The following is a 24,065-nucleotide window of genomic DNA, read 5'->3' as shown; positions in this document are numbered from 1 at the left end:
GCTCAAGCACCGCCCCTAGGAAAGCGAAGCCATTTGTGGAGATCAACAGCGGTATTTAGAGCCAATACCTATGACACCTAAATTGTTCGTCTTTTATTAGGCTTTTTTAGTTTTGTCCCAGCCTCTTAAATTTTCGGGCTATAATTCTAAAATAATCGCAGAAGATATATCCGGTATGAGAAGGATTTCATCTACAAGCACTTTTTCAAGCGGCTGGTCAAAAGAAAGCATCATAATGGCTTTACCGCCTTGGAGCATCCGGCCCACATGCATCGTAGCGATATTAGTCTCGTGTTTACCGAATATGAGACCCAGTTGTCCGATTACACCAGGACGATCCGTATGCTGTACGTAAAGCAAATGCCCACTAGGTGCAAAGTCAATATCGAATCCGTTCATATGAACAATCCTTGCTCCAAAACCTTCGATGAATGTCGCCCTTACTACTAAGTTAACATCTTTTCCCCGCGCCTCAACTTGAATGATATTGGAGTATCCATAACTATCTGATTGATGTTTTTCTCCATAAATGATGCCCCGTTCTTTTGCAATGGTAGCAGCATTTACTTCGTTGACAGTCGTATCGACACGATTTCTCAAAAACCCTGCTATAATACTTTTAGTCAAAATGGATGTTTCCCATTCCGTTATTACTCCGGCGTAGGTTGCAGTAATTTCTTCAATTGGTGTTTTGGCTGATTGTGAAAGGATAGATCCCAACGTTTTTCCAAGCTGATAAAATGGTTGAATCTTTTTGTAGATTTCTTTTGGGATGGTAGGCAGGTTGATGCTTGTGTTGACAGATTCGCCATTTAGATACGCCAACACATCTTTTGAAACTTGGAAAGCTACGTTGTATTGTGCCTCTTTGGTGGATGCCCCAAGATGCGGTGTAACAATTACCTGGTCATGTTGTACAAGATCGTAGTTGGTTGGAGGTTCCACTTCAAACACATCAAGAGCGGCACCAGCAACATGTCCTGTGTTTAAATGGTGAAGTAATGCTTCTTCATCAATAATACCACCACGGGCACAGTTAACAAGATACACACCTTTCTTTAAATGAGGGATATTTTCTTTATTAAATAAACCTTTCGTTTCTTTCGTAAGAGGTGTATGTACTGTAATGATATCTGCTTGCTTCATCACCTCATCTAAAGGTAAGGAGGTGACACTTAATTTCTCAGCCCGCGTGTCTGTTAAAAACGGATCATAAACTACTACTTTCATTTGAAAAGCTTTTGCACGCTTGGCAATTTCACCGCCAATACGGCCAAATCCCACAATTCCAAGGGTCTTTCCGAATAGCTCTGTCCCAATGAACTTTTTTCTGCTCCATTGGGAGCCTTTCACATTCATATTTGCTTGAGGAATATGGCGCACTAAGGAAGAAATCATGGCAAAAGTATGCTCAGCAGTGGATATTGTATTCCCGTCGGGTGCATTTATCACGACAATGCCTCTTTTTGTTGCAGCGGTTATATCAATATTGTCTACGCCCACTCCGGCTCTGGCGACGACTTTGAGATTGGAAAGGGAAGAGAGAAGGGCATCATCCACCTGTGTAGCACTTCGTACAAGTAGTGCATCGATGTCATCTGAATTGTAGTTGTCACCTTCACGATCCTTCCGATATACTTTAATATTTTCCGCTTCTAAGAGCGGAGTCAGTCCATCTGAACTTATAGAATCTGCAACGAGCACATGAAACATAAATGGAATCCCCCCAAAAAAATATAAAATTTCTGATAATTTATCATCTATAGGAGGGCGTGTCAATAACTTTACAACAGGTCGAACCTATGTAAGCGCTTATTGTTTCAAAATTCCTATAAAAAATGAATAACAGTTCATTTCTCTTCCCTTTTTACTATTTTTTGAGTATAATAAACTCGTAAGTTAATAATATGATCTATCTTCGGGGCAGGGTGAAATTCCCGATCGGCGGTGATGAGAGTAATTCTCTAAGCCCGCGAGCCTGATATTGGGGCAGGATTTGGTGCGATTCCAGAGCCGACAGTATAGTCTGGATGGGAGAAGATGGAGGTTCAAAGTTGTCGAAAATTCTTCTTTTCGATGCTTATTTCTGATGCCTTCGTACTCCCGTTTGTTCATTTGACAAGCGGTTATTTGCGTGGTTTGGCATCAAGAAATAAACACACATCTTTGAATTCTCTCTTTTCGTACGAGGTGGATCTCCATTTGAAAAGGAGAGAAGAACAATGAATCAATCAAAACGCGTCAAAAAAATGGTAACTGTAGGGATGTTGAGTGGTATTTCGTACCTGCTTATGTGGCTAAGCTTTCCATTACCTTTGTTGCCACCATTTTTATCTGTGGACTTCAGTGACGTCCCAGCATTGCTTGCAGCCATTATCTTTGGGCCAGTAGCAGGCATCACAGTCGAAGCAATTAAAAATATCCTGCATTATATTGTACAAGGAAGTATGACAGGAGTTCCTGTTGGACAGTTGGCTAATTTTACAGCAGGTATCTTGTTTATATTGCCGACTTATTTCATCTTTAATAAGATCCGTACAACGAAAGGTTTAGGGTTAGGTTTGATTGCGGGTACTGTTTCTATGGCTTTAATCATGAGTGTGCTTAACTACTATATTTTCTTGCCTGCTTTCACATATTTTCTCGGAGTAGATTCCGGTTCTTCTGCTCAGATGATTGAAGGAATTGTGAAGGGGATCCTTCCATTTAATATAATTAAAGGGCTGATTGTCACTTTCTTGTTTTTATTGTTATATAAGAAGCTTGCAATTTGGCTTGACCGTCAATTAGAAACAAAGAGTGTATAAATAAATATTCAATAAAAGAAGCCCCCAAATCCTTGTATCAGGATTGGGGGCTTCTTATTATTTACTATTCAAATTTCAATGCGTCGCCATCAAATGGCTCATCAGCAATTTTAATTGAATCAGTTGGACAGCCTTCAAATGCGTCCATCATGTCTTCTTCAAGTACATCTGGAATTTCTACAATTCCTTGGTTGTCATCAAGTGTTACGAATGCAATACCTTCATCATCATAATCATAGATATCCGGAGCTGCAGCACCGCATGCTCCACAAGCGATACAAGTATCTTTGTCAACAATCGTGTATTTTGCCATGAAAATAAACCTCCCAAATAGTAACTAGTCAATTAAATGATTTCCAATATTTAGTTGGAAACCAATTCCTCATATTATATATTGTAAAACTGTTTTCCCAACTTTTCAATAGAAAACTCAATGAGAATGCTTATCACACAAGGGTTTTGAAACATATTGTTAGATTACCCGACGAAAAGATGTGATAAACATGACATCCTTTACAAAATTTTGATAAAATGTCTGTAGGGGAAGAAAGGTGTAGAATTTTGATGAATTCATTCGAATATTTGTGTCTGAAATGCCTCCAATCATTTAGAGGAGAACGGAGCATTTCAGCGATATACCATTTATTTAGAGGTAAGAAATCTTCTCAAACTATACAGGATGCCAATATCTTCGCATTGGTGAATGTTTATGGACTTTTTCCCGATTTAAATAGAAATTCCCTTCAACAATCAATACAAATATTACAAACGGAACAACTGATTCGTGAAGTACATAGCGAGCATTTTGAACTTACGCACAAAGGGGAAAATCAGTTGGTAAACGGCGAAAAACTTTTCAATTTAGCTCCCTACTTAAATGGATATGCATACAAAGATAAAAGTTTGACATTTTGGAAGAGATATTCACTGCTCGTTCAAACTTTGTCTAATCTGGCAGGAAAAGAAAGTACTTTTATCCCTATTCAGTATGACGATCATATACAAAGTTGGGTGAAAAATTATTTGTTAAGTCAAAAAGGCAGTTCGAAGAAACGGTTGTTAAAAGATTTGTTTATTGAAACGAACGGTCTGCTAACTCAATTGCCGGCTAATAAGGCAACTGTCTTTACACTTAAACTATCGGGTTATCGTCATGCAGGAAATACAGATGAGCAAATAGCCAGAACCTTAAAAACAGACATTGCATGGATTCATATAGAGTTTCAATCAGCTCTGCACTATATTATTCAACGCTTAGAGGAAAAAGATGCAGTGTCAACATACAAACATCTCTTTTTAATATGTCGTGATTTTCTGGAGAAATCACTGCTCACGGAAACGACACAAAAAACTTTGAAGCTGCTTCATCAAGGATTCACTCTAGAGGAAATCGCCAATATCCGGAGATTGAAGGAAAGTACTATAGAAGATCACATTGTAGAGATTTCCATGCAGATTCATGATTTTTCGATAGCTCCTTATGTAAAAGGGGACGACGTTCAAGCAATCAAAGCTGTTATTAGTGACTTGCAAACACACCAACTTCGAAAAATAAAAGAGAAGTTGAAAAATTTTGATATCAACTATTTTCAAATAAGGTTAGTGTTAACAAGGATGGGGGATAGGGATGAATCTAGACAACCTGCTGGAAGTTAAAACTGGCTTCACTTCTTTTAGACCGGGACAAAAGGAAATTATTCAGGATGTCCTTTACAAAAAAGATGTCATTGCGTTACTTCCTACAGGAGGGGGTAAATCTCTTTGCTATCAACTGCCAGGCTACGCTCTTCCGGGCACTGTCGTCATTGTTTCCCCTTTATTATCGCTAATGGAAGACCAGGTACAACAACTGAGGTCAAGTGGAGAAAAGAGTGTCATAGCATTAAATTCGTTTTTAACTTTCTCTGAAAAAGAAAAGCTGTTGTCCATCAATCTTAATTCTTATAAATACCTTTTTATTTCACCAGAAATGCTCCAAGTAGATAAATGGATCAAGAAACTTCAATCAGTACGTATTGATTTGTTTGTAGTGGATGAAGCGCATTGTGTATCCCAATGGGGTCATGACTTTCGGACAGATTATCTAAAATTGGGCACGGTTAAGAAATTTCTTGGTAATCCACCAACTTTGGCTCTGACAGCTACAGCAACTAAAGCTGTCATCCAAGACATCCAATCATTCTTATGCATGTCAGACCCTGTTTTTCATATCAATTCATTGGACAGGCCAAACATAGCTTTAAAAGTGGAAGAGGTCATCAATAATCAAGAAAAGAAGGAAAGACTATTGGAATTGGTGACTGATCTGCAACCCCCTGGTATTATCTATTTTTCAAGCAGAACAAAGACGGAAGAGCTATATGCATACCTAACTGAGAATGGAATAAATAGGATTGCATATTATCATGCAGGATTAACACAAGAACAACGAATTTTAATTCAACAACAGTTTCTGATGGACCAAATAGATATTATCTGCTGTACAAGTGCTTTTGGAATGGGCATCAATAAAAGTAATGTTCGATATGTTCTTCATTACCACCAGCCAACTCAGATGGAGTCTTATGTGCAGGAAATTGGTCGTGCAGGAAGAGGGGGAAACCAAAGTATTGCGATCCTTCTGAAAAGTAAGGAAGATGCGATGTTACCAGAGTTTATTATTGGTAATGAATTACCTGACCCGGAGTGGGTGTCATTTATCCTTCAAAACCTAGTGAAAAAATTTGGTGAAATTGAATCTTTATCAAAGCAACAATTGAAAGTATGGATAGAAGAATATCCAGAGCAAGAGTCCCATTGGAGATATCTCCAGTTTCAACTAAACCAGTTCTTAGAAAGACAAGGAAAACTGAATGTCACTTCCCTTGAACAATGTATAGACTTGATACAAAGCAAGATTGAAAAGCGAACCTTCATGAAACGTTCCAAGCTTGAGGAATTTAATAAATGGACTACTACATCTCTTTGCAGGAGAAAAGAATTGCTTCTGTATTTTGATGAAAACATGCCCACCACTATCGAACAATGTTGTGATAACTGTGGATTGAATATGGACATTTATAGTAAGGAATCAAGTATCACACCAACGAGTAATTTTAATGAACCTGTAAGCTGGGAGAAAATTTTGAAAAAAATATTTTGGCAGGAAGATGAGAATTGAGAAACAAACAAGCAGAAATTATTAAACAAATGAATGCTAGAGAGCTTCTATATCACCTTTATCTTTCTCAGTTTGCTTTTTTCGTTATCGGACTAATACTAGCCTATTTTTTGTTTAACAGTATCCAATCCGTTAAAGTGATATTTTCATGGCAGCCCATTAACATCTTTGTCATTGGGACAATCGTCGCACTTATTGTGGTAGGCATTGATCTCGTACTCATGAAGTTGGTACCTAAGAGGCTGTTAGATGACGGCGGTATTAATGAGAAAATGTTTCAGACAAGGTCATTGCCTCACATTATCTTTTTGGCATTCATTATAGCCTTTGCAGAGGAATTCCTTTTTCGAGGAGTTATTCAAACTCATTTTGGTATTTGGGTTGCCAGTATTTTGTTTGCAGTACTTCATATCAGGTACTTACATAAGTGGGTATTGTTCATTTCGGTCATCATTATCAGCTTTATACTCGGATACACCTATGAAGTGACAGGGAGTTTATGGGTTACAATTTGGGCCCATTTTCTAATTGATATGTTGCTCGCCTACAAGATAAGAGCAGACTATTTAAAAAATAAAAATTAGTGGAAGACGGGAGTGGAGAGAGATGGAAAATAATAAAGGTTTAGATCAAGCAGATGGCTTACGGGAAGAAGTACAAAAAGAAGCAAATAAACTCCCATCTAGAAGTGAACTTCACGCACAAAAACGAGGCAAGAAAACGAAGTGGAAAGTGAACTTTCCGTTCGTCAGGCTTATAGGTGTACTTTTTTTACTAATCCCTATAAGTATAATGGCCATCCATTTTAACAATCAGGAGACCAATTTCCTAAACAAGATGTTTACACCTGCAGTTAAAAACGTGGAGCAAATCTCCATTCCTACGAATGTTTCTGCAAGTACTGTGGATCCGGCTGATAAGGAAGATGAGGAAGATAGCGAAGCCCAAGTAGATGCTGAAAAGATGTCTACCCAAGAAAAAGAATCAAATGAAAGTACAAATCAAGGAAATGCTGCAGAGGGCTCTGGAAAAACGGCAGATAATAAAGAGATTCAAGGTTCTACTAATCAAACAGATTCAACTCCTGTATCAAAACCAGAAACCGAAGAAGAAGATATAGCGGAAGAGGAAGAGGAACCATCGAATGTGACATATGTAGAGCATATTGTTCAAGAAAGTGAAACTCTTTATCGCATTTCCATGAAATACTTCAGCAGCAGAGATGGAGAAAGGATCATTAGTGACCACAATAACCTTGTGAACAATCAAGTAAATGTCGGTCAAAAACTTCTCATTCCAATTAATAGATAACATTAAGCACCAATGGCGGAGACTCCTCGATAATGCTACGAATTTTCTTCGTGCGATGATTCACTGTGGAAGCCTTCCTTGTCCTACGGGGAAGTAGCGGCAATGTTGAGACCCCACAGTCTTGCCGAGGAGGCTCAAGGTCGCCCTGTGGAAAGCGTAGCTATTTGCGAAATGGAACAGCGGTGGTTAACCAATAACTAAAAATTTTGGCTTTTAAAGACCGGGGTGGTATTTCTGCTCGGTTTTTTCTATATGCCCTAAATCTCTCCATTAGTAAATCATAGAGTGAGTGTTTCTTGCATAGTTTTCTAGTAGGACAGGTTGGAAAGAGGGGATAACATTGGAACATGTTATAAAAACGCTAAATCACCATACAGACGAAGCAACAAAACAAACACTACAACTCTTAGTAGACAAAAAGCGTAAACAAGATACATTTAAGAAGCGCGAGTGGAGATGGAGAATTTCCTGTTGCATTACGTTAGGCCTTTTTTTAACTTACATTTATTTTTTTATTTTTAAACAGTTTTCTTCTTCTTCAGCAAGCATTTCCTATTTCTTTGATCGTTCCATCCATTTTTGGATTGTCATGTTTATTGCCTATCAAATCGGGATGATTAAATACCTACTATATAAAAAAGATAAGGCAGAAAAGGAATACCATGACCTTAGAAAGGAAATGGTAAAGCGCAGTGACGACTACTGGTCGAAACCGACTGACTGGAAGCAAAGACACCACGTATTTGATCTAATGAAAAAAGAGTTTGATATCAATTTATATCATGAAACCAAGTGAGTGTAATACAATTTCCCATGAGTATGATATAGTTGATTTACAATTATGTTCAAAAGGGGAACTTCAAAATGATATGGATTCTACTTGGAGTGGTAGCTCTTTTTGGAGTATCACTTCTTTTTTATATGTACAAGCAAGCAACACAAGAAAATATTATGGAGCAAACACTAGCTTTTCCAGATTTTCCGCATAGCTTTGGTAAAATAAGAATCTTTTTCATCTCCGACATTCATAAGCGTAAAATTAATTCCGAATTCATTGATAAGATTAGCAGCATAGATTTGGTTATTATAGGTGGAGATTTAACGGAAAAGAAGGTACCTTTTCAGCAAGTTTCTGAAAATATCAAAAAACTAAAGAAACTGGGCATTGTTTTTTTTGTATGGGGAAATAATGATTACGAGGTCGATTATCACGAATTAGACTCCCTTCTTCTTCAACATGGAGTAAAAATACTTGATAACTCGAGCTATTTATTTGAAAGCGAACAAGGAGACATGCTTGAGTTAGTTGGTGTGGACGACATGGTCCATGAACGGGACGAGCTTGAAACCGCTCTAGAAGAAACAAAGAGAGACAGTTTTAAAATCTTGGTCAGTCATGAACCCGAGATAGTCGATAAGTTTACAGATGAGGAAAAAATCAGCCTGGTTTTAAGTGGGCATACTCACGGAGGGCAAATTAGGATTTTTGGTTTCGGTCCCTACGAAAGAGGCGGACTGACTCAACTGCCTCATACAACACAGTTAATTAGTAATGGCTTTGGTACATCTTTGGTGCCGTTAAGACTAGGTGCCCCACCTGAAACGCATATATTGACCGTTACCACTAGAGCGGAGGCCTGATTTTTCAGGTGCCGCTTTTTCTGTGTCAGCCTATTCAAAACCTATACAAAGTTTACACAACAACATTCGTACTATATAATGCAAGTAATGATTTTGCAAAGAGAGAAAGGGATCTGTATGGCAAATAACGAAGGTAAATATAATATTAAGGCAGCATCCAAAATGCTGGGTATCCAACCGGGTACATTACGGGCATGGGAGAGAAGATATCAGATAATAGCGCCCGTAAGGAACGAATCTGGGCATCGTCTATACACCGAAGAGCATATCAAAATACTCAAATGGTTAATTCAGAGGGTTAATAAAGGGTTTACCATCAGTCAAGCCGTTTCACTATTTGAAAAAAACAATCAGGCTCTTTTGGAATCAGATTCTTCACATCATACGGATCAAGAAGATTTATCTACTGATTTGCTAAACCAGTTGCTAGAAGCTCTATTAGAGTTTAATGAAGGCCAAGCGCACGAATTAATGGATAAAATATTTAGCTTATATTCTGTAGAAAAAGTGCTGATAGATATTTTGGGGACGCTGCTCGTGAAGGTTGGTGACATGTGGGAGAATGATGAAATATCAAGTGCTCATGAACACTTTGCGTCTGCATTTTTACGTTCTAGAATAGGAATGATTCTTCATGGATTACCTGTTAATGGGTTCCTGCCTAAAACCGTATCAGTGTGCGGACCAGGTGAATGGCATGAGCTTGGTTTACTGATCTATACATTGTTTGTACGTAGAAAAGGGTTTGAAACGATATATTTAGGTACTAGTATTGCCGATGATGATATACATGTTGTTCTAAAAGAAGTACAACCTAAATTTCTATTCCTATCATGTACACTTTCCATTAATCTACCAAAAACATTAGAGTTAGTGTCATCACTTAAGGAACAATATCCGGAGCTGATTATTGGTTTGGGTGGTACAGCTGTGGATAAAATGCCTGAAAATAAAAAAAGCCAATACAATGAACATTTAATTGGAAATTCAATGAAAGAATGGGAAGATTGGCTGAGAGTGAGAATGAACTGATTTCATCCCCAACAATAACAATTACTCACGAACCAACTTACACCTTTTATCATAAAATGTAAGAAGTTCAATGGTGTTAAAGGTTGGGAGGAGTCTTTCATGCGGCTGGAACGTTTAAACTACAACAAGATAAAGATATTCCTCACATTTGATGACTTGGAAGACCGCGGGTTAACAAAAGAGGATCTATGGAAAGATTCGCAAAAGGTTCATCAGCTGTTTCGAGACATGATTGATGAAGCTAGTGCGGAGCTGGGTTTTGAAGTGAGCGGATCATTGAATGTAGAAGTATACGCTCTTCAAGCTCAGGGAATGGTGGTTATCGTAACATCAACAGAACATGAGGAATTAGAAGAAGAGTTCAATGATGATTATATAGAGATGCAAGTGACAGTAGATGAGTGCCAAGACCTGTTTTATGTGTTTCAATCGTTCGATCACTTAATTGACTTAGCAAAAAGGCTGCAAGGCCTCAAAATAAATGGCGGTACCATTTATTCTCATGAGCAAATGTTCTATCTTCTGCTGTTGGATGAAGATGTGGATACTGAATTGGATATTGACACCTTAATCGCACTTTTGTCTGAATACGGCACACCATCGACCATGACGATACATCGAATAGAAGAATATGGAAAAATGATAATGAAAGATTCCGCTTTAAAGCAAATTAATACGTATTTTAATTAGAAAACAGCCTATTCTACATATATAAATTTGTAGTGTAGGCTGGAAGTATTTTCAGATATTTCTTACGTTTTGTAATCGGTTACATTTTTTTAATAAAAGTTTATTTTCTATCTTTGCATAAGTTGAAGTAAGGTGTATACTATGTCATGAAGATGGACTTTTTTCAATCTTATTATGTGAGACAATCTAGGAGGTTTACTTATGGTAGCCGAGAAAAGCAATGATAAAAAAAGTACTAACGAAGATAAGTTAGATGTATTAAAATCGACACAAGTTGTTATACATAAAGCGTTAGAGAGGCTAGGCTATCCCGAAGAAGTCTATGAATTACTAAAAGAACCTATGCGCATGCTTACTGTAAAAATCCCTGTTCGTATGGATGACGGATCAGTGAAGATCTTTACTGGATATCGCGCACAACATAATGATGCAGTTGGTCCAACTAAAGGTGGAATCCGTTTCCATCCAAATGTCTCTGAAAAAGAAGTTAAAGCACTATCCATCTGGATGAGTTTGAAATGTGGTATTGTGGATCTTCCTTATGGTGGTGGTAAGGGCGGGATTGTTTGTGATCCCCGTGAGATGTCATTTAGAGAACTAGAAAGATTAAGCCGTGGCTACGTTCGCGCAATCAGTCAAATTGTAGGACCGACAAAAGATATTCCAGCTCCAGACGTCTTTACGAATTCTCAGATTATGGCTTGGATGATGGATGAATATAGCAGAATTGATGAATTCAACTCACCTGGGTTCATCACAGGAAAACCTTTAGTATTAGGTGGTTCCCATGGTCGTGAATCTGCTACTGCAAAAGGTGTTACCATCTGCATTCGCGAAGCAGCGAAGAAAAAAGGAATTAACATTGAAGGTGCTCGTGTAGTTGTACAAGGGTTTGGTAATGCGGGTAGTTACCTTTCCAAGTTCATGCATGATGCAGGAGCTAAGGTTGTAGGTATTTCTGATGCTTACGGTGGCCTTTATGACCCAAATGGTCTGGACATTGACTATTTGTTAGACCGTCGTGACAGTTTCGGAACGGTGACAAAACTATTCAATAACACTATTACGAACAAGGAATTGCTTGAGCTTGAATGTGATATTTTAGTTCCGGCAGCCATTGAAAATCAAATCACGGAAGAGAATGCACACAATATCCGTGCTAAAATCGTTGTAGAAGCAGCCAATGGCCCGACAACAATTGAAGGTACGCAAATACTAACGGACCGTGGCATCCTGCTGGTTCCAGATGTACTTGCAAGTGCTGGCGGAGTGACAGTGTCTTACTTCGAATGGGTACAAAATAATCAAGGCTACTACTGGACAGAGGAAGAAGTAGAAGAAAAGCTTGAAAAAGTAATGGTTAAATCATTCAATAATGTGTATGAAACTTCACAAAGCCGCCGTGTAGACATGCGATTATCTGCTTATATGGTCGGTGCACGTAAAATGGCCGAAGCATCCCGCTTTAGAGGCTGGATTTAATATTTGCTTAAGCTTTCACAATCCCCTATCATATAATGATGGGGGATTTTCCAATTGAGTAAGTAAATGAAGAACCCTTGTTGATCGGAGTGGAAGGCTCGAAGACTCCTCGAAAATGCTATCGCATTTTCTTCGTGCGATGTATCGCTGTCGAAGTATTCCTTGTCCTGCGGGAGGAAGGGACAGGGGAGAACCCACAGGCGAAGCTAGGCCACTGAAAAACTGAAATTTTATGTTCTAGTAATCTTAGCTGTAGATTGGAGCAAAAGGCGAAGACTCGTGAGGGAGATAGCGGTAGCTTGAGACCCCGCAGCGGAGCGAGGAGGCTCAAGCACCGCCCCTAGGAAAGCGAAGCCGTTTGCGGAAATCAACAGCGGTTTTCCAATCAGCAACCTTATTCAAATAGTTTTCCAGTGGCCTCGGCGAAGCCGAGGAGGCTCCCGGACCGCCCGCGGAAAGCGAAGAGCCTCCAACGGAGATCAACAAAGTTATAATAGATCCCCTGAATTTAAGAATACGGAGTTGAACAACGGTGATAAACAGAGATGCCATCATTGTCGGCGGTGGTCCATGCGGACTGGCAGCAGCCATTGCACTTAAAGATGCAGGACTATCCCCGCTTGTCATAGAAAAAGGAAACATTGTAAATGCCATATACAATTACCCAACACACCAAACATTTTTCAGTTCAAGTGAGAAGCTGGAAATAGGGGAAGTACCATTTATTACGGAAAATAGAAAACCTGTCAGGATTCAAGCACTTACTTACTATCGAGAAGTAGTGAAGAGGAAAAAAATCGAAGTGAATGCATTTGAATTGGTAGAGCATGTGGAAAAAATGGAGGACGGTTCATTTATCGTACATACATCGAAACAATCCTATTCCACAAGGTATGTCATCATTGCTACCGGCTATTATGATAATCACAATAAACTAGATGTGCCTGGAGCGGAGTTAAATAAAGTGTCGCATTATTTTAAGGAAGGACATCCTTATTTTGATAAACATGTCGCTGTCATTGGTGGGAAGAACTCGAGTGTGGATGCTGCATTGGAATTAGTGAAAGCTGATGCACATGTAACCGTCATCTACCGAGGAGAGACGTATTCGCCGAGTGTGAAACCTTGGATTCTTCCTGAATTTGACGCGTTAGTACGTAATGGCACCATCCGCATGGAGTTTGAGTCAAACGTGACTAAAATTACGGAGAACGAGATTTCATTTGTTAATAAAGCTGGTAAGGAGCAAACGTTATATAATGATCACGTGTTTGCTATGATTGGCTATCATCCAGACCATTCTTTCTTAACTAAGATGGGGGTTGGGATAGATGAAGAGACAGGACGTCCAACCTTCAACGAGGCAACAATGGAAACAAATGTTTCGGGGATTTTCATAGCAGGTGTCATTGCAGCAGGAAATAATGCAAACGAGATCTTTATTGAAAATGGACGTTTTCATGGCGCGATGATAGCGGAAAGTATTAAAAGGCGGCAGTAGGATTGATTTTTTTTGTTAGAGTGTTTGATTTGGGGCTATCCAAGCCCCAAACAGAAACAAAGGTTTGTTAAACGGTAATAGTAAGGGCTTATATACACCCAAAACGGATGTCAGATTCCGAAACGGTAATAGTAAGGGCGTCTCAACACCCGAAGAACGTGTCTGATCCCGAAAACGGTAAGAGAGAGGGCGTCTCAACGCTTGAAGAACGTGTCTGATCCCGAGAACGGTAACAGAGAGGACGTCTCAACGCCCGAAGAACGTGTCAGATTCTGAAAACGGTAAGAGAGGGCGTCTCAACGCCCGAACAACTTGTCTGATCCCGAAAACGGTAACAGAGAGGGCGTCTCAACGCCCGAACAACTTGTCATCTCCCAAAAACGGTAAGAGAGAGGGCGTCTCAACGCCCGAACAACTTGTCAGATCCCGAAAACGGTAAGAGAGAGGGCGTCTCAACGCCCGAACAACGTGTCATCTCCCAAAAACGGTAAGAGAGAGGGCGTCTCAACACCCGTAGAACGTGTCATCTCCCGAAAACGGTAAGAGAGAGGGCGTCTCAACGCCCGAACAACGTGTCATCTCCCGAAAACGGTAAGAGAGAGGGCGTCTCAATGCCCAAATCGAGTGTCTGATCCCGAAAACGGAACAGGGAGGGCATCTCAACGCCCGAACAAAGTGCCAGATCCCGAATACGGAACAGAGAGGGCATCTCAACGCCCGAACAAAGTGCCAGATCCCGAAAACGGTAACAGAGAGCCAAGCGGCGATAGATCCTCCCGAGAACAACCAGATCCTTACCTTAGAAACAACTCCTGCAGTTTATCAGGGTTATTCGTACTTTCTAGTGCAACCATCAGTTTAATTCGTGCTTTTTGTCCGTTAAGTCCGTTGGAGAATATGACCCCAAGTTCCTTTAACCGGCGACCTCCACCTTCATAGCCATAAATATCCTGGACTATACCGTTGAAACAACGAGATACCATTACAACAGGGATATTTGCCTCTCGTAAGGACTTGATTCCTTCCACAGCCGTTGGAGGAATATTACCTTGTCCTAAAGCTTCTAAGATTACCCCGTCCACATGCATATCTTTTAACGCATGAAAAATACTTGAATCCATTCCTGCATATGCTTTCAAAAGCATGACGTTTTTCGTAACGGAATCCACTTGGTATTTGTCTTCAGAAACAGGTGAGTGGTGGAAGAACGCTCCTCGCTTTGTGACAATTCCTATTGGACCATACTGTGGACTTTGGAAGGTTGCAATATTAGAGGTGTGCGTCTTTGTAACGTTTTTAGCTGTATGAACTTCATCATTCAACACAACAAGAACCCCTTTATTTTTAGCTTCTTCACTTGCTGCGACCTTTACAGAAGAAAGGAGATTGTAAGGCCCGTCAGAACCAATTTCATTGCTTGAACGCATTGCTCCCGTCAGAACTATTGGAACTCGTGTCTGAACCGTTAAATCAAGGAAAAAGGCGGTCTCTTCTAACGTATCTGTTCCGTGCGTCACTACAAAACCTTCGATGCCGTGCTCCATGACTTGTTGATCAATAAATTTTGAAAGCATAAGCATGTGTTTTGATGTGATGTGTGGGGAAGGAAGATTGAATAGTTCATGACTTTCTATATCAATATTAGAGTCGACAATCAAAGGTATCGTGGTCAGAGGATTTCTTTCTCCGTGCGATACTGCGCCGGTTCGTTCGTCCTCTGACATCGAGATGGTACCTCCAGTGTGGATAATCATGATTTTCTTTTTCATTGTCATATGCACCTCATTAATTTAGGCTATCTTTTATTTATTTTACAAACAATTTCCAAAAGTTTAGACATCTTATTTCAATAATTACGATAACATGATACGATAAAAAAAAACAGATTGAAACGAGGCTTATTTATGCTGGCAGTTGTGTCCGCCGGGATTGCTCCAGGCTTAGCATTGTTGTCTTATTTTTATTTAAAGGATACTTTTGAAAAAGAACCAATCATTTATGTATTTAAAATTTTTGTGTTCGGGGCATTGCTTGTGTTTCCACTCATGTTCATGCAATATGTTATTGAACTTGAGCTTGGAGTCACTTCACATTTGGTAAAAGCGTTCCTTTTATCAGGTCTACTTGAAGAGTTTTTTAAATGGTTCATCCTCATTTACCTTGTCTATCAAAACCTGCATTTTGATGAGCACTACGATGGGATCGTTTACGGTGTTGCTGTATCTCTCGGATTCGCTACGGCTGAAAACATCCTCTTCTTGATTGCGAATGGAGTGGAGCTCGCGTTGGGCAGAGCCATACTTCCCGTCTCAAGTCATGCCCTATTCGGCGTGATAATGGGATACTACCTTGGAAAAGGGAAATTCAACACAAATATCAAACATAAAAAGATATGCCTTACATTGTCATTATTCACCCCGATTTTTTTGCACGGTATGTATGACATGATTATCCTCTCTCAAAAATATTGGGGATTATATATGGTTCCATTTATGATTTTCTTATGGTGGCTCGGTCTTAGAAAAGTCAAGCTCGCAAATACGGTTGAAATATAGTCCACACAAACGTGAAATATATAAACGTTTGTGGCGGACTATTTTTTATGTGGAGAATCCATTTTATGGAATACCTCTTTTCTCCAAATGTACCTGTATAAAATACCAATATCTACAGAAAATACATTGTAACAATTGTTTAAAGAAGTCAAAGGAGGAAATGTAAGGTGAAACGGTTACTGTTAATTTCATGTATGTTTCTTTTTAGCACATGTATGTTATTTACGATAAATCAAGACTCAGTCAGTGCCTTCTCTGAGCAAATCATTCAAAAAGGTGCGACGGGGAATGATGTTGTCGAATTGCAAGCACGCCTCCAATATAACGGTTATTACCATGCAAGGATTGATGGTGTATACGGATGGAGCACCTATTGGGCGGTAAAAAACTTCCAGCAAGAATTCGGTTTAGACCAAGTTGATGGGCTTGTAGGGCCTAAAACGAAAGAAATGCTTCATAAATCTACAAAGTTTTATAAAGATTGGGTACATCAACAGTTAAATTCAGGTAAGAAATTTACCCATTACGGCGGTATGGAACTAAAGTATCAAGTAGAGCCATCGCAGGCGACTGTGGAAAAAGCAAAGCAAGGTGCAACAAATCAGTGGGCAAAGCAAAAAACGCAATATCAAAAACCAGCTCCAGCCCCGCAAAAAGATCAAGGGAAACCTGCTCCTGATCAACAACAGCCAGCTCCGGGACAGCAACAAGAGCAACCAGCACAACCAGCACAACCAGCACCGGAGCAACAACCTGCGCCACAAGAACAAGCACCGGCGCCAGAAGGACAGCCAGCTCCTGAGGATCAACCTGCAGAAGATGAAGGGGAAGCGCAAAGTGCAACCAATATGCCTGGTGGGTTTTCGGAAAATGATATTCAATTGATGGCGAATGCCGTTTATGGGGAAGCGCGTGGTGAACCGTATGAAGGGCAGATTGCGGTAGCGGCCGTTATCCTGAACCGCATTAACTCGCCGACTTTCCCAAATACGGTTTCAGGAGTAATCTTCGAACCGCTAGCTTTTACAGCCGTTGCAGACGGTCAAATATGGCTAACACCGAATGAAACGGCGAAAAGAGCCGTTATTGATGCAATTAACGGAATGGATCCATCCGAAGGAGCAACCTACTATTTTAATCCCGATACGGCAACAAGTGGTTGGATTTGGGGACGTCCACAAATTAAGCGAATTGGAAAGCACATTTTCTGTGACTAAAAAAGAGGGTGAAGAATTATGTTGAGACTTGTTATCATCGCTGTTTTAGCAATTGCGGTAGCAGGAACTGGCTACTGGGGTTATCAAGAGCATCAAGATAAAAACGCAGTCCTCATTAATGCGGAGAACAATTATCAGCGTGCTTTTCATGACCTTGTCTATCATGTAGATTTGTTGCATGACAAAATAGGAACGACCTTGGCAATGAGTTCAAGAGAACAACTTTCCCCTTCCTTTGCCGAGGTATGGAGAATCACTTCAGAAGCACAAAATGACGTTGGTCAGTTACCTCTGACACTCTTACCTTTTAACAAAACGGAAGAGTTCTTGACGAAAACAGGAGACTATACGTATCAAGTTGCAGTTAGGGACTTGGACAAAAATCCTCTATCTGAAGATGAATATAGTACACTTCAAGTGCTTTATCAAAAATCGGATGAAATAAAGCAGGAGCTTAGAAGAGTTCAAAGCATGGTTATGAGCAACAACTTGCGATGGATGGATGTGGAATTAGCTCTTTCTGCAAAAGATCAGCCGCAAGATAATACAATCATTGATGGTTTTAAAACGGTGGAAAAGAATGTGGAAGGCTATGATGAAGCTGACTTCGGACCTACATTTACTTCTATGAACCAGGAAGATAAGGATTTCAGCCAGCTCCAAGGAAAAACCATCACAGAAGAAGAGGCAAAAAAGGTTGCCGATAAATACTTAGAGCTTGAAGGAAATGAAAAAATCACCATTACTGAAAATGGGGAAGGCTCAAATGTTGGTTTCTACAGTTTAAAAATTGTAGACAAAAATCAGCAGGACACATACATGGATATTGCCAAAAAAGGTGGCATTCCTATTTACTTGGTCCAAAATAAAGAATCAAAAAAGAAAAACATCAGTTTAAACGAAGCGACTGAAAAAGCTAGAAACTTTTTGAAACAAAACAAATTTGACACATTGGATCTGTACGAAAGTGTAGAGTACAACAAACTTGGCATTTTCACATTTGTGTCAAACGTAGACGGAGTTAAGATATATCCAGATTCCATCAAAATGAAAGTAAGCCTGGAAACTGGTGAGATAGTGGGCTTTTCTGCAAAAGATTACTTATTGTCTCACCATGTAAGAGAGATACCTAAAGCGGGGATCTCGCTTGAAGAAGCTAGGGAGAGAATTAATGATAAGGTGATGATCATGGAGGATTCCCTAGCGGTCATTGATAATGACCTCGGGGAAGAAGTGCTGTGTTATGAGTTTTTGGGGACGATTGAAAATGATACCTACCAGATCTTCATCAATGCCAATGATGGACGTGAAGAAAAAGTAGAGAAGTTGAAAAACCCGGAACTCTTGTATGATTTGTAATTTTATGGAGGAAAAGTCAAAATTGGCTTTTCCTTTTTTTCGTTAAATGGTTTAATAAGTATATAGAGAGAACGGGTTTGTTAAGGGAGGCAGTTATTTGTTAAAGCCAGGGGTTGTATTAACACTACAAGTGAAAAACGATGATAAAGTTGAAAAATATAGATGTAAGGTACAGGAAGTAAAAGAGAAAGAATTTTATGTGGACTATCCAGCACATATTGTGAATGGAAAAACGACATACATATTGAACGGTACGCAATTATTAATCACTTATGTGTCAGACGAAGGTGTTGCATATACATTTGAAAGTGAAGTTCTTGGACGCATAAAGCAAGCAATACCGATGGTTCAATTGTCTTTTCCAGGCTACCATCAGGTGCTTAAAGTGCAAAGGAGGCAGTATGTAAGGGTCGAAAGTAATATCGATGTATCGGTCCATCCATTATCTTATCACTTCACGCCTTTTATTACGCTTACACAAGATATAAGTGCGGGAGGGGCTGCACTTATTTTGCCTGAACACATTAGTTTTCCTGAAGAGGGGCATATATTCACCACATTTATTATTCATTTAAATAATGGGGAAACGCACTATTTAAAACTTAAAAGTAAGATAATCAGACTAGTGAAAGATGCGTCAAAGAATAGGTGGAAAGCATCATTGCAATTCGATCCCATTAATGAAATTCAAAGGCAAGTAATAATGAAGTACTGCTTCGAACAACAGCTTTTATTAAGAAAAACTCATTCTTTAGCATAATACCTTCCAATTCCATCCATACTATTAATGGTAAAAAAGATCGGTTAAATAGAAGGAGAATTATATGAAAAGAGTGGAACGTATTATCATTAAGCTGATTGTCATACAATTAATCTGTCTAATTTGTGCGCAAGGACTCTTGTTATATACCGATTCTGCCCCTTTTTTAAGCAAAGTTATTCAATATGAGGGAGTAGGCGGCATGAAGATAGTTGAACATATAGAAACATTCGACCAAAGTAGATGAATATGATAAAATATACATAAATAATTCTAAGGAAATATGCAGGGTGACCTGCTTTTTTCATGTGAAAAATGATTAAAGGTACATTCAGGAGGAACTATGAAACAACAATTATCTATAGCAATTGATGGTCCTGCAGCTGCAGGTAAAAGTACGGTGGCAAAGATTGTAGCAGACAAACTAGGATACTTATACATAGATACAGGAGCCATGTACAGAGCGGTAACATTTCAGGCAATTCGAGAGGATGTTAACCTTGAAGATGAGGTATCCTTACAGCAACTAGTAGAAAAGATGAACATCGACCTTCGAATCGCAAACAACCAGACGCAACATGTTTACATAAATGATGAAGATGTAACAGAGCAAATCCGGACGCATGAAGTAACGAATAATGTATCAATTGTTGCTAAGCATAAGCATGTTCGTGAAGAAATGGTTGCAAGGCAAAGGGTGCTAGCTAAAAGAGGCGGAGTGGTCATGGATGGAAGAGATATAGGGACCCATGTGCTTCCTGATGCGGAAATAAAAGTATTCCTTTTGGCTTCTGTAGATGAAAGAGCACATCGAAGACATGCCGAAAACCTTTCTAAGGGCTTTGATTCTAATCTTGAAAAACTAAAAGAGGAAATCGCTAGAAGGGATAAACTTGATTCCGAGCGGGAAATCGCCCCATTACAAAAGGCAACAGATGCGAAAGAAATTGATACCACTTCCTTGAACATTGATCAAGTAGTGGAGAAAATAATGGATTTGGTTAATCAAAATGAGGGGACTAGATAACCATGACATTCTACTCATTTGCCAAATTCATTGTTTCTGTGGTGCTAAAGCCGCTCTATCGTATTAAAGTGGTGGGTAGTGAGAACATACCAAAAGAAGGTTCTGTATTAATCTGTTCTAATCATATTGATAATCTGGACCCTCCGGTTGTTGGGATTACATCCCCGAGAACTGTTCATTTTATGGCGAAAGAAGAGATCTTTCATGTTCCAATCCTGAAAACAATTCTTCCAAAGTTGCATGCATTTCCTGTGAAAAGAGGAATGAGTGATAGGGAAGCATTAAGAAAAGCGTTAAAAGTGCTGAAAGAGGGACGTGTTTTGGGACTTTTTCCAGAGGGTACAAGAAGTAAAACGGGCGAACTTGGTAAGGGATTGGCAGGTGCAGGTTTTTTTGCCCTGCGTTCCGAAGCAACAGTAGTTCCTTGTGCCATCATTGGACCTTATAAAAAGTTCCACCCCTTAAAAGTGGTGTATGGAGAGCCTATCGATTTCACCCAGCATCGTTTGGAAAAAATTTCAGCCGAAGAAGCCACTTTATTGGTAATGGATTCCATAAAGGAACTTATCGAAAAAAACAGATAGTTTAAGAGTTTTGACTTGACAAAATGTCCTATTTGTTAGAAGTTAGTAGAAGGAAGCTAAATTATGTAGGAACTTGTTAAGGTTCTATCTACTTATTTAGTACCTGGCAGTACTAATTGATCTGTCCGATTAATCAAGTAAGTTAACATCCGTTAATTTATGAATTATTACACGAAACAGATGCAACTTTTGTTAAGTTCGCATGTATCGGCATATGCCAGCATGCTTACGTAACGTCTACCGTTACTTACATAAATAATGGATTAGCTGGTTTGTATGGAGGAGGTAATAATGATGGTGGAAGACATGAATCAAGTAGAAGTTAACAATTTAGAGGTTGGCAACACAGTGACTGGAACAGTTACAAAAGTAGAAGAAAAACAGGTCCTGGTTTCCATTGAGGGCAGCAAGCTAGATGGTATCATCCCTATAAGTGAACTATCCAGCCTTCATGTAGAAAAAGCGACGGATGTCGTTTCAGAAGGCCAGGAGCTTCAACTTAAAGTGACAAAAGTAGAAGAAGAATTACTAGTGTTATCCAAAAAAGCAGTGGATGCTGACTTGGCATGGGAAGATCTGCAAAAGAAATTCGAGTCCAAAGAAGTATTTGAGGCTGAAATTAAGGATGTTGTCAAAGGTGGGCTTGTAGTTGACCTTGGCGTCAGAGGTTTTGTTCCTGCTTCCTTAGTTGAAAATTACTTCGTTGATGATTTTTCTGATTATAAGGGAAAAACATTAACATTTAAAGTGGTAGAACTAGAAAAAGAGAAAAATCGAGTAATCCTTTCTCACCGCGCTGTAGTAGAGGAAGAGATGCAAAATAAAAAACATCAATTGTTAGATACCATTGAAACAGGTCAAGTCCTTGAGGGTACGGTGCAACGAATCACTGACTTTGGGGCATTTGTAGATATCGGTGGAGTAGATGGATTGGTTCATATCTCTCAATTATCATACGAACATGTAGGAAAACCTTCTGACGTGGTAACAGAGGGCCAAAAGGTAAATGTTAAAGTTCTTTCTGTTGATCGTGACAATGAAAGAATTTCTTTATCCATTAAAGAAACTCTGCCTGGGCCATGGTCACAGGTTTCAGAAAAGCTTACCGCAGGCAGTGTGACAGAAGGTGTTGTAAAACGCCTAGTTTCCTTCGGAGCTTTTGTTGAAGTACTTCCAGGTGTAGAAGGGTTGGTCCATATATCTCAGATTTCCAACAAGCATATCGGTACTCCGCATGAAGTATTAACAGAAGGCGATAAAGTACAAGTTAAAGTGTTGGATATAAACGAAGCGGATCAAAGAATTTCCTTAAGTATCCGTGAATTGGAAGAGCCTGAACAAGAAGAGGATTTCAGTCAGTATAATCAATCAGAAGACACTGGCGGCTTCCAATTGGGCGAAATGATAGGGGATAAATTAAGTAAGCTTAAGAAATAATAAAATATATACAAATAAAGATGTCAAGGTGATTACTGGTGAGTAGAGCACAAAGGAAAATGGACCATATACAACACGCATTAACAACTGGACAAGTAAGACAGACTGGTTTTGACGATGTAATGTTCATTCATCAAAGCTTGCCTAATCTCTCCACCGCTGACATTCAATTGAATACAAAAATAGGCGAACTTACACTAAGTTCGCCTATTTTTATCAATGCAATGACAGGTGGAGGCGGCAAAAAAACATGGGAAATCAATAAAGCACTAGCTGAAGTCGCGAAAGTCTGTAATATTGGCTTAGCTGTAGGATCTCAAATGTCAGCTATTAAAGATCAGGATGAGGCAGCTACATATGAAATAGTTAGAAAAGCTAATCCAGATGGTCTAGTTTTTGCAAACTTAGGAAGTGAGGCCACTGTTGATCAGGCAAAAAAGGCAGTTGACATGCTAGAAGCAAATGCTATTCAAATTCACTTGAACGTTATCCAGGAACTTGTCATGCCGGAAGGTGATCGTGATTTTACCGGTGCCCTTGGTAGAATTGAGCGAATAGTAAACTCCTTGAAAGTGCCGGTGATTGTAAAAGAAACAGGTTTTGGCATTAGCCGTGAGACAGCTAAGAAATTAGTAGATGTAGGAGTATCCATCATTGATATTAGTGGCTTTGGTGGGACGAACTTCTCTAAAATAGAAAACGAGCGCCGTACACAAAGATTGGAATTCTTCAATGACTGGGGAATACCTACCGCTGCTTCCATTGCAGAAGTGAAGCACGCGTTACCTGGCACTTCGATTATCGGCTCTGGAGGGATTCAAAGACCATCGGATATTGCCAAAGCGATAACATTAGGAGCTTCCGCGGTTGGAATGGCAGGCTATTTCCTGAAAGTATTTATGGAAGAAGGCCAAGAAGCTTTAATTCATTTAATTCATCAAACACATGATGAACTTAGATGGATGATGACAGCTCTCGGGGCAAATACTATTGAGCAATTGCAACAAGCTCCCGTCGTGATTAGAGGGGAAACGTATCATTGGCTGACTCAGCGTAGAGTAGACTGCTCAGCTTACAGCAATAGAACAATTCAACACTAAAGTAAAAACCAACGCCTTCTTTCTGAACAATAGAAAGAAGGCGTTTTTAATAGAAAGTACATAACACAGTTGATTTCCATTCCAGGCGCTTCGCTTGCCTGCGGGCGGTCCGTGAGCCTCCTCACAACGCTTCAGGGGACTCACCTGTCCCTTCCTCCCGCGGGGGTCTACGCGCCTTCCACTCCAATCAACAAGACGACTTCATTAACCATAGTATTTATAAAGAGGCTTTTGAGTTAATTGAAAAAATGATTAACCTTTTGTTCATCTAATTTCTAGCTGTTTATTGGAGCAAAAGGCGAAGACTCCTCGAAAATGCTACGCATTTTCTTCGTGCGATGTTTCGCTGCCGAAGCCTTCCTTGTCCTGAGGGAGATAGCGCTAGGTGGAGACCCCGCAGGC

At 39.6% G+C, this 24,065-nt stretch carries 23 protein-coding genes and 1 riboswitch; of the genes, 20 read left to right on the top strand and 3 right to left on the bottom strand.

Annotated features, from left to right (window positions below; translation table 11 throughout):
• Positions 1–138: 138 nt before the first annotated feature.
• Complete coding sequence (serA, locus tag HC179_RS02530; RefSeq protein ID WP_168862889.1) at positions 139–1,713, bottom strand: phosphoglycerate dehydrogenase; 1,575 nt, start codon at positions 1,711–1,713, stop codon at positions 139–141.
• 197 nt (positions 1,714–1,910) lie between these two features.
• Positions 1,911–2,046, top strand: a riboswitch (FMN riboswitch).
• A 176-nt stretch (positions 2,047–2,222) separates the two neighbouring features.
• Here serA and HC179_RS02525 point away from each other — a divergent pair.
• On the top strand, positions 2,223–2,807 hold the full coding sequence (locus tag HC179_RS02525) for an ECF transporter S component (protein WP_168862888.1): 585 nt from the start codon (positions 2,223–2,225) through the stop codon (positions 2,805–2,807).
• Positions 2,808–2,871: 64 nt separating this feature from the next.
• Here the strand turns inward: HC179_RS02525 and HC179_RS02520 are convergent, their stop codons facing one another.
• A complete protein-coding gene (locus HC179_RS02520; RefSeq protein ID WP_010194489.1) occupies positions 2,872–3,120 on the bottom strand; it encodes a ferredoxin in 249 nt (82 codons plus the stop codon).
• A 251-nt stretch (positions 3,121–3,371) separates the two neighbouring features.
• Between HC179_RS02520 and HC179_RS02515 the strand changes: the two genes are divergently transcribed.
• From HC179_RS02515 to HC179_RS02470, 10 genes are all read left to right on the top strand, one after another.
• Entirely contained in the window at positions 3,372–4,463 is a 1,092-nt protein-coding gene (locus HC179_RS02515) for a YpbB family protein (protein WP_168862887.1), read from the top strand.
• Positions 4,435–5,967, top strand: coding sequence for a RecQ family ATP-dependent DNA helicase (locus HC179_RS02510; protein WP_168862886.1), 1,533 nt, complete (start codon positions 4,435–4,437; stop codon positions 5,965–5,967). The genes HC179_RS02515 and HC179_RS02510 overlap by 29 nt, the downstream gene beginning before the upstream one ends.
• Positions 5,964–6,551, top strand: coding sequence for a CPBP family intramembrane glutamic endopeptidase (locus HC179_RS02505; protein ID WP_168862885.1), 588 nt, complete (start codon positions 5,964–5,966; stop codon positions 6,549–6,551). The genes HC179_RS02510 and HC179_RS02505 overlap by 4 nt, the downstream gene beginning before the upstream one ends.
• Before the next feature lie 22 nt (positions 6,552–6,573).
• Positions 6,574–7,278: a LysM peptidoglycan-binding domain-containing protein gene (locus HC179_RS02500; protein WP_168862884.1), complete on the top strand. Its 705-nt coding sequence runs from the start codon at positions 6,574–6,576 to the stop codon at positions 7,276–7,278.
• A 340-nt stretch (positions 7,279–7,618) separates the two neighbouring features.
• A complete protein-coding gene (locus HC179_RS02495; RefSeq protein ID WP_168862883.1) occupies positions 7,619–8,074 on the top strand; it encodes a DUF2663 family protein in 456 nt (151 codons plus the stop codon).
• Between the two features lie 68 nt (positions 8,075–8,142).
• Positions 8,143–8,919 carry a metallophosphoesterase gene (locus HC179_RS02490; protein WP_168862882.1) on the top strand — a complete coding sequence of 259 codons (777 nt, stop codon included), beginning with the start codon at positions 8,143–8,145 and terminating at the stop codon, positions 8,917–8,919.
• A 117-nt stretch (positions 8,920–9,036) separates the two neighbouring features.
• Positions 9,037–9,951, top strand: a complete 915-nt coding sequence (locus tag HC179_RS02485; protein WP_168862881.1) for a MerR family transcriptional regulator — start codon at positions 9,037–9,039, stop codon at positions 9,949–9,951.
• A 99-nt stretch (positions 9,952–10,050) separates the two neighbouring features.
• Positions 10,051–10,641, top strand: a complete 591-nt coding sequence (locus HC179_RS02480; RefSeq protein ID WP_168862880.1) for a genetic competence negative regulator — start codon at positions 10,051–10,053, stop codon at positions 10,639–10,641.
• Between the two features lie 201 nt (positions 10,642–10,842).
• Positions 10,843–12,123, top strand: a complete 1,281-nt coding sequence (locus HC179_RS02475) for a Glu/Leu/Phe/Val family dehydrogenase (protein WP_148988335.1) — start codon at positions 10,843–10,845, stop codon at positions 12,121–12,123.
• Positions 12,124–12,655: 532 nt separating this feature from the next.
• A complete protein-coding gene (locus HC179_RS02470) occupies positions 12,656–13,624 on the top strand; it encodes a YpdA family putative bacillithiol disulfide reductase (protein ID WP_168862879.1) in 969 nt (322 codons plus the stop codon).
• Between the two features lie 794 nt (positions 13,625–14,418).
• Here HC179_RS02470 and HC179_RS02465 read toward each other — a convergent pair.
• Entirely contained in the window at positions 14,419–15,393 is a 975-nt protein-coding gene (locus HC179_RS02465; protein WP_168862878.1) for an asparaginase, read from the bottom strand.
• A 135-nt stretch (positions 15,394–15,528) separates the two neighbouring features.
• Here HC179_RS02465 and prsW point away from each other — a divergent pair, with 135 nt between their 5' ends.
• From prsW to fni, 9 genes are all read left to right on the top strand, one after another.
• Entirely contained in the window at positions 15,529–16,179 is a 651-nt protein-coding gene (gene prsW / locus HC179_RS02460) for a glutamic-type intramembrane protease PrsW (RefSeq protein WP_168862877.1), read from the top strand.
• A gap of 194 nt (positions 16,180–16,373) precedes the next feature.
• Positions 16,374–17,396: a spore cortex-lytic enzyme gene (sleB, locus tag HC179_RS02455; protein ID WP_240948445.1), complete on the top strand. Its 1,023-nt coding sequence runs from the start codon at positions 16,374–16,376 to the stop codon at positions 17,394–17,396.
• A gap of 18 nt (positions 17,397–17,414) precedes the next feature.
• Positions 17,415–18,755 (top strand): germination protein YpeB, encoded by a 1,341-nt coding sequence (gene ypeB, locus HC179_RS02450; protein ID WP_168862876.1) that lies wholly within the window; start codon positions 17,415–17,417, stop codon positions 18,753–18,755.
• Positions 18,756–18,852: 97 nt separating this feature from the next.
• Entirely contained in the window at positions 18,853–19,515 is a 663-nt protein-coding gene (locus HC179_RS02445) for a flagellar brake protein (RefSeq protein WP_168862875.1), read from the top strand.
• A gap of 64 nt (positions 19,516–19,579) precedes the next feature.
• Positions 19,580–19,762 carry a YpfB family protein gene (locus HC179_RS02440; RefSeq protein ID WP_168862874.1) on the top strand — a complete coding sequence of 61 codons (183 nt, stop codon included), beginning with the start codon at positions 19,580–19,582 and terminating at the stop codon, positions 19,760–19,762.
• 96 nt (positions 19,763–19,858) lie between these two features.
• On the top strand, positions 19,859–20,542 hold the full coding sequence (cmk, locus tag HC179_RS02435; protein ID WP_168862873.1) for a (d)CMP kinase: 684 nt from the start codon (positions 19,859–19,861) through the stop codon (positions 20,540–20,542).
• 2 nt (positions 20,543–20,544) lie between these two features.
• Positions 20,545–21,126 (top strand): lysophospholipid acyltransferase family protein, encoded by a 582-nt coding sequence (locus HC179_RS02430; RefSeq protein WP_168862872.1) that lies wholly within the window; start codon positions 20,545–20,547, stop codon positions 21,124–21,126.
• Between the two features lie 294 nt (positions 21,127–21,420).
• A complete protein-coding gene (gene rpsA / locus HC179_RS02425) occupies positions 21,421–22,563 on the top strand; it encodes a 30S ribosomal protein S1 (protein ID WP_168862890.1) in 1,143 nt (380 codons plus the stop codon).
• 38 nt (positions 22,564–22,601) lie between these two features.
• On the top strand, positions 22,602–23,663 hold the full coding sequence (fni, locus tag HC179_RS02420; protein ID WP_168862871.1) for a type 2 isopentenyl-diphosphate Delta-isomerase: 1,062 nt from the start codon (positions 22,602–22,604) through the stop codon (positions 23,661–23,663).
• Positions 23,664–24,065 lie beyond the last annotated feature (402 nt).

The sequence above is a fragment of the Bacillus sp. RO1 genome, from assembly GCF_012524115.1.
In the GTDB taxonomy this organism is placed as follows: Bacteria; Bacillota; Bacilli; order Bacillales; family Bacillaceae_I; genus Sutcliffiella_A.
The sequence above is the reverse complement of the archived record's forward strand: the minus strand, read 5'-3'. Positions and strand labels throughout refer to the sequence as shown.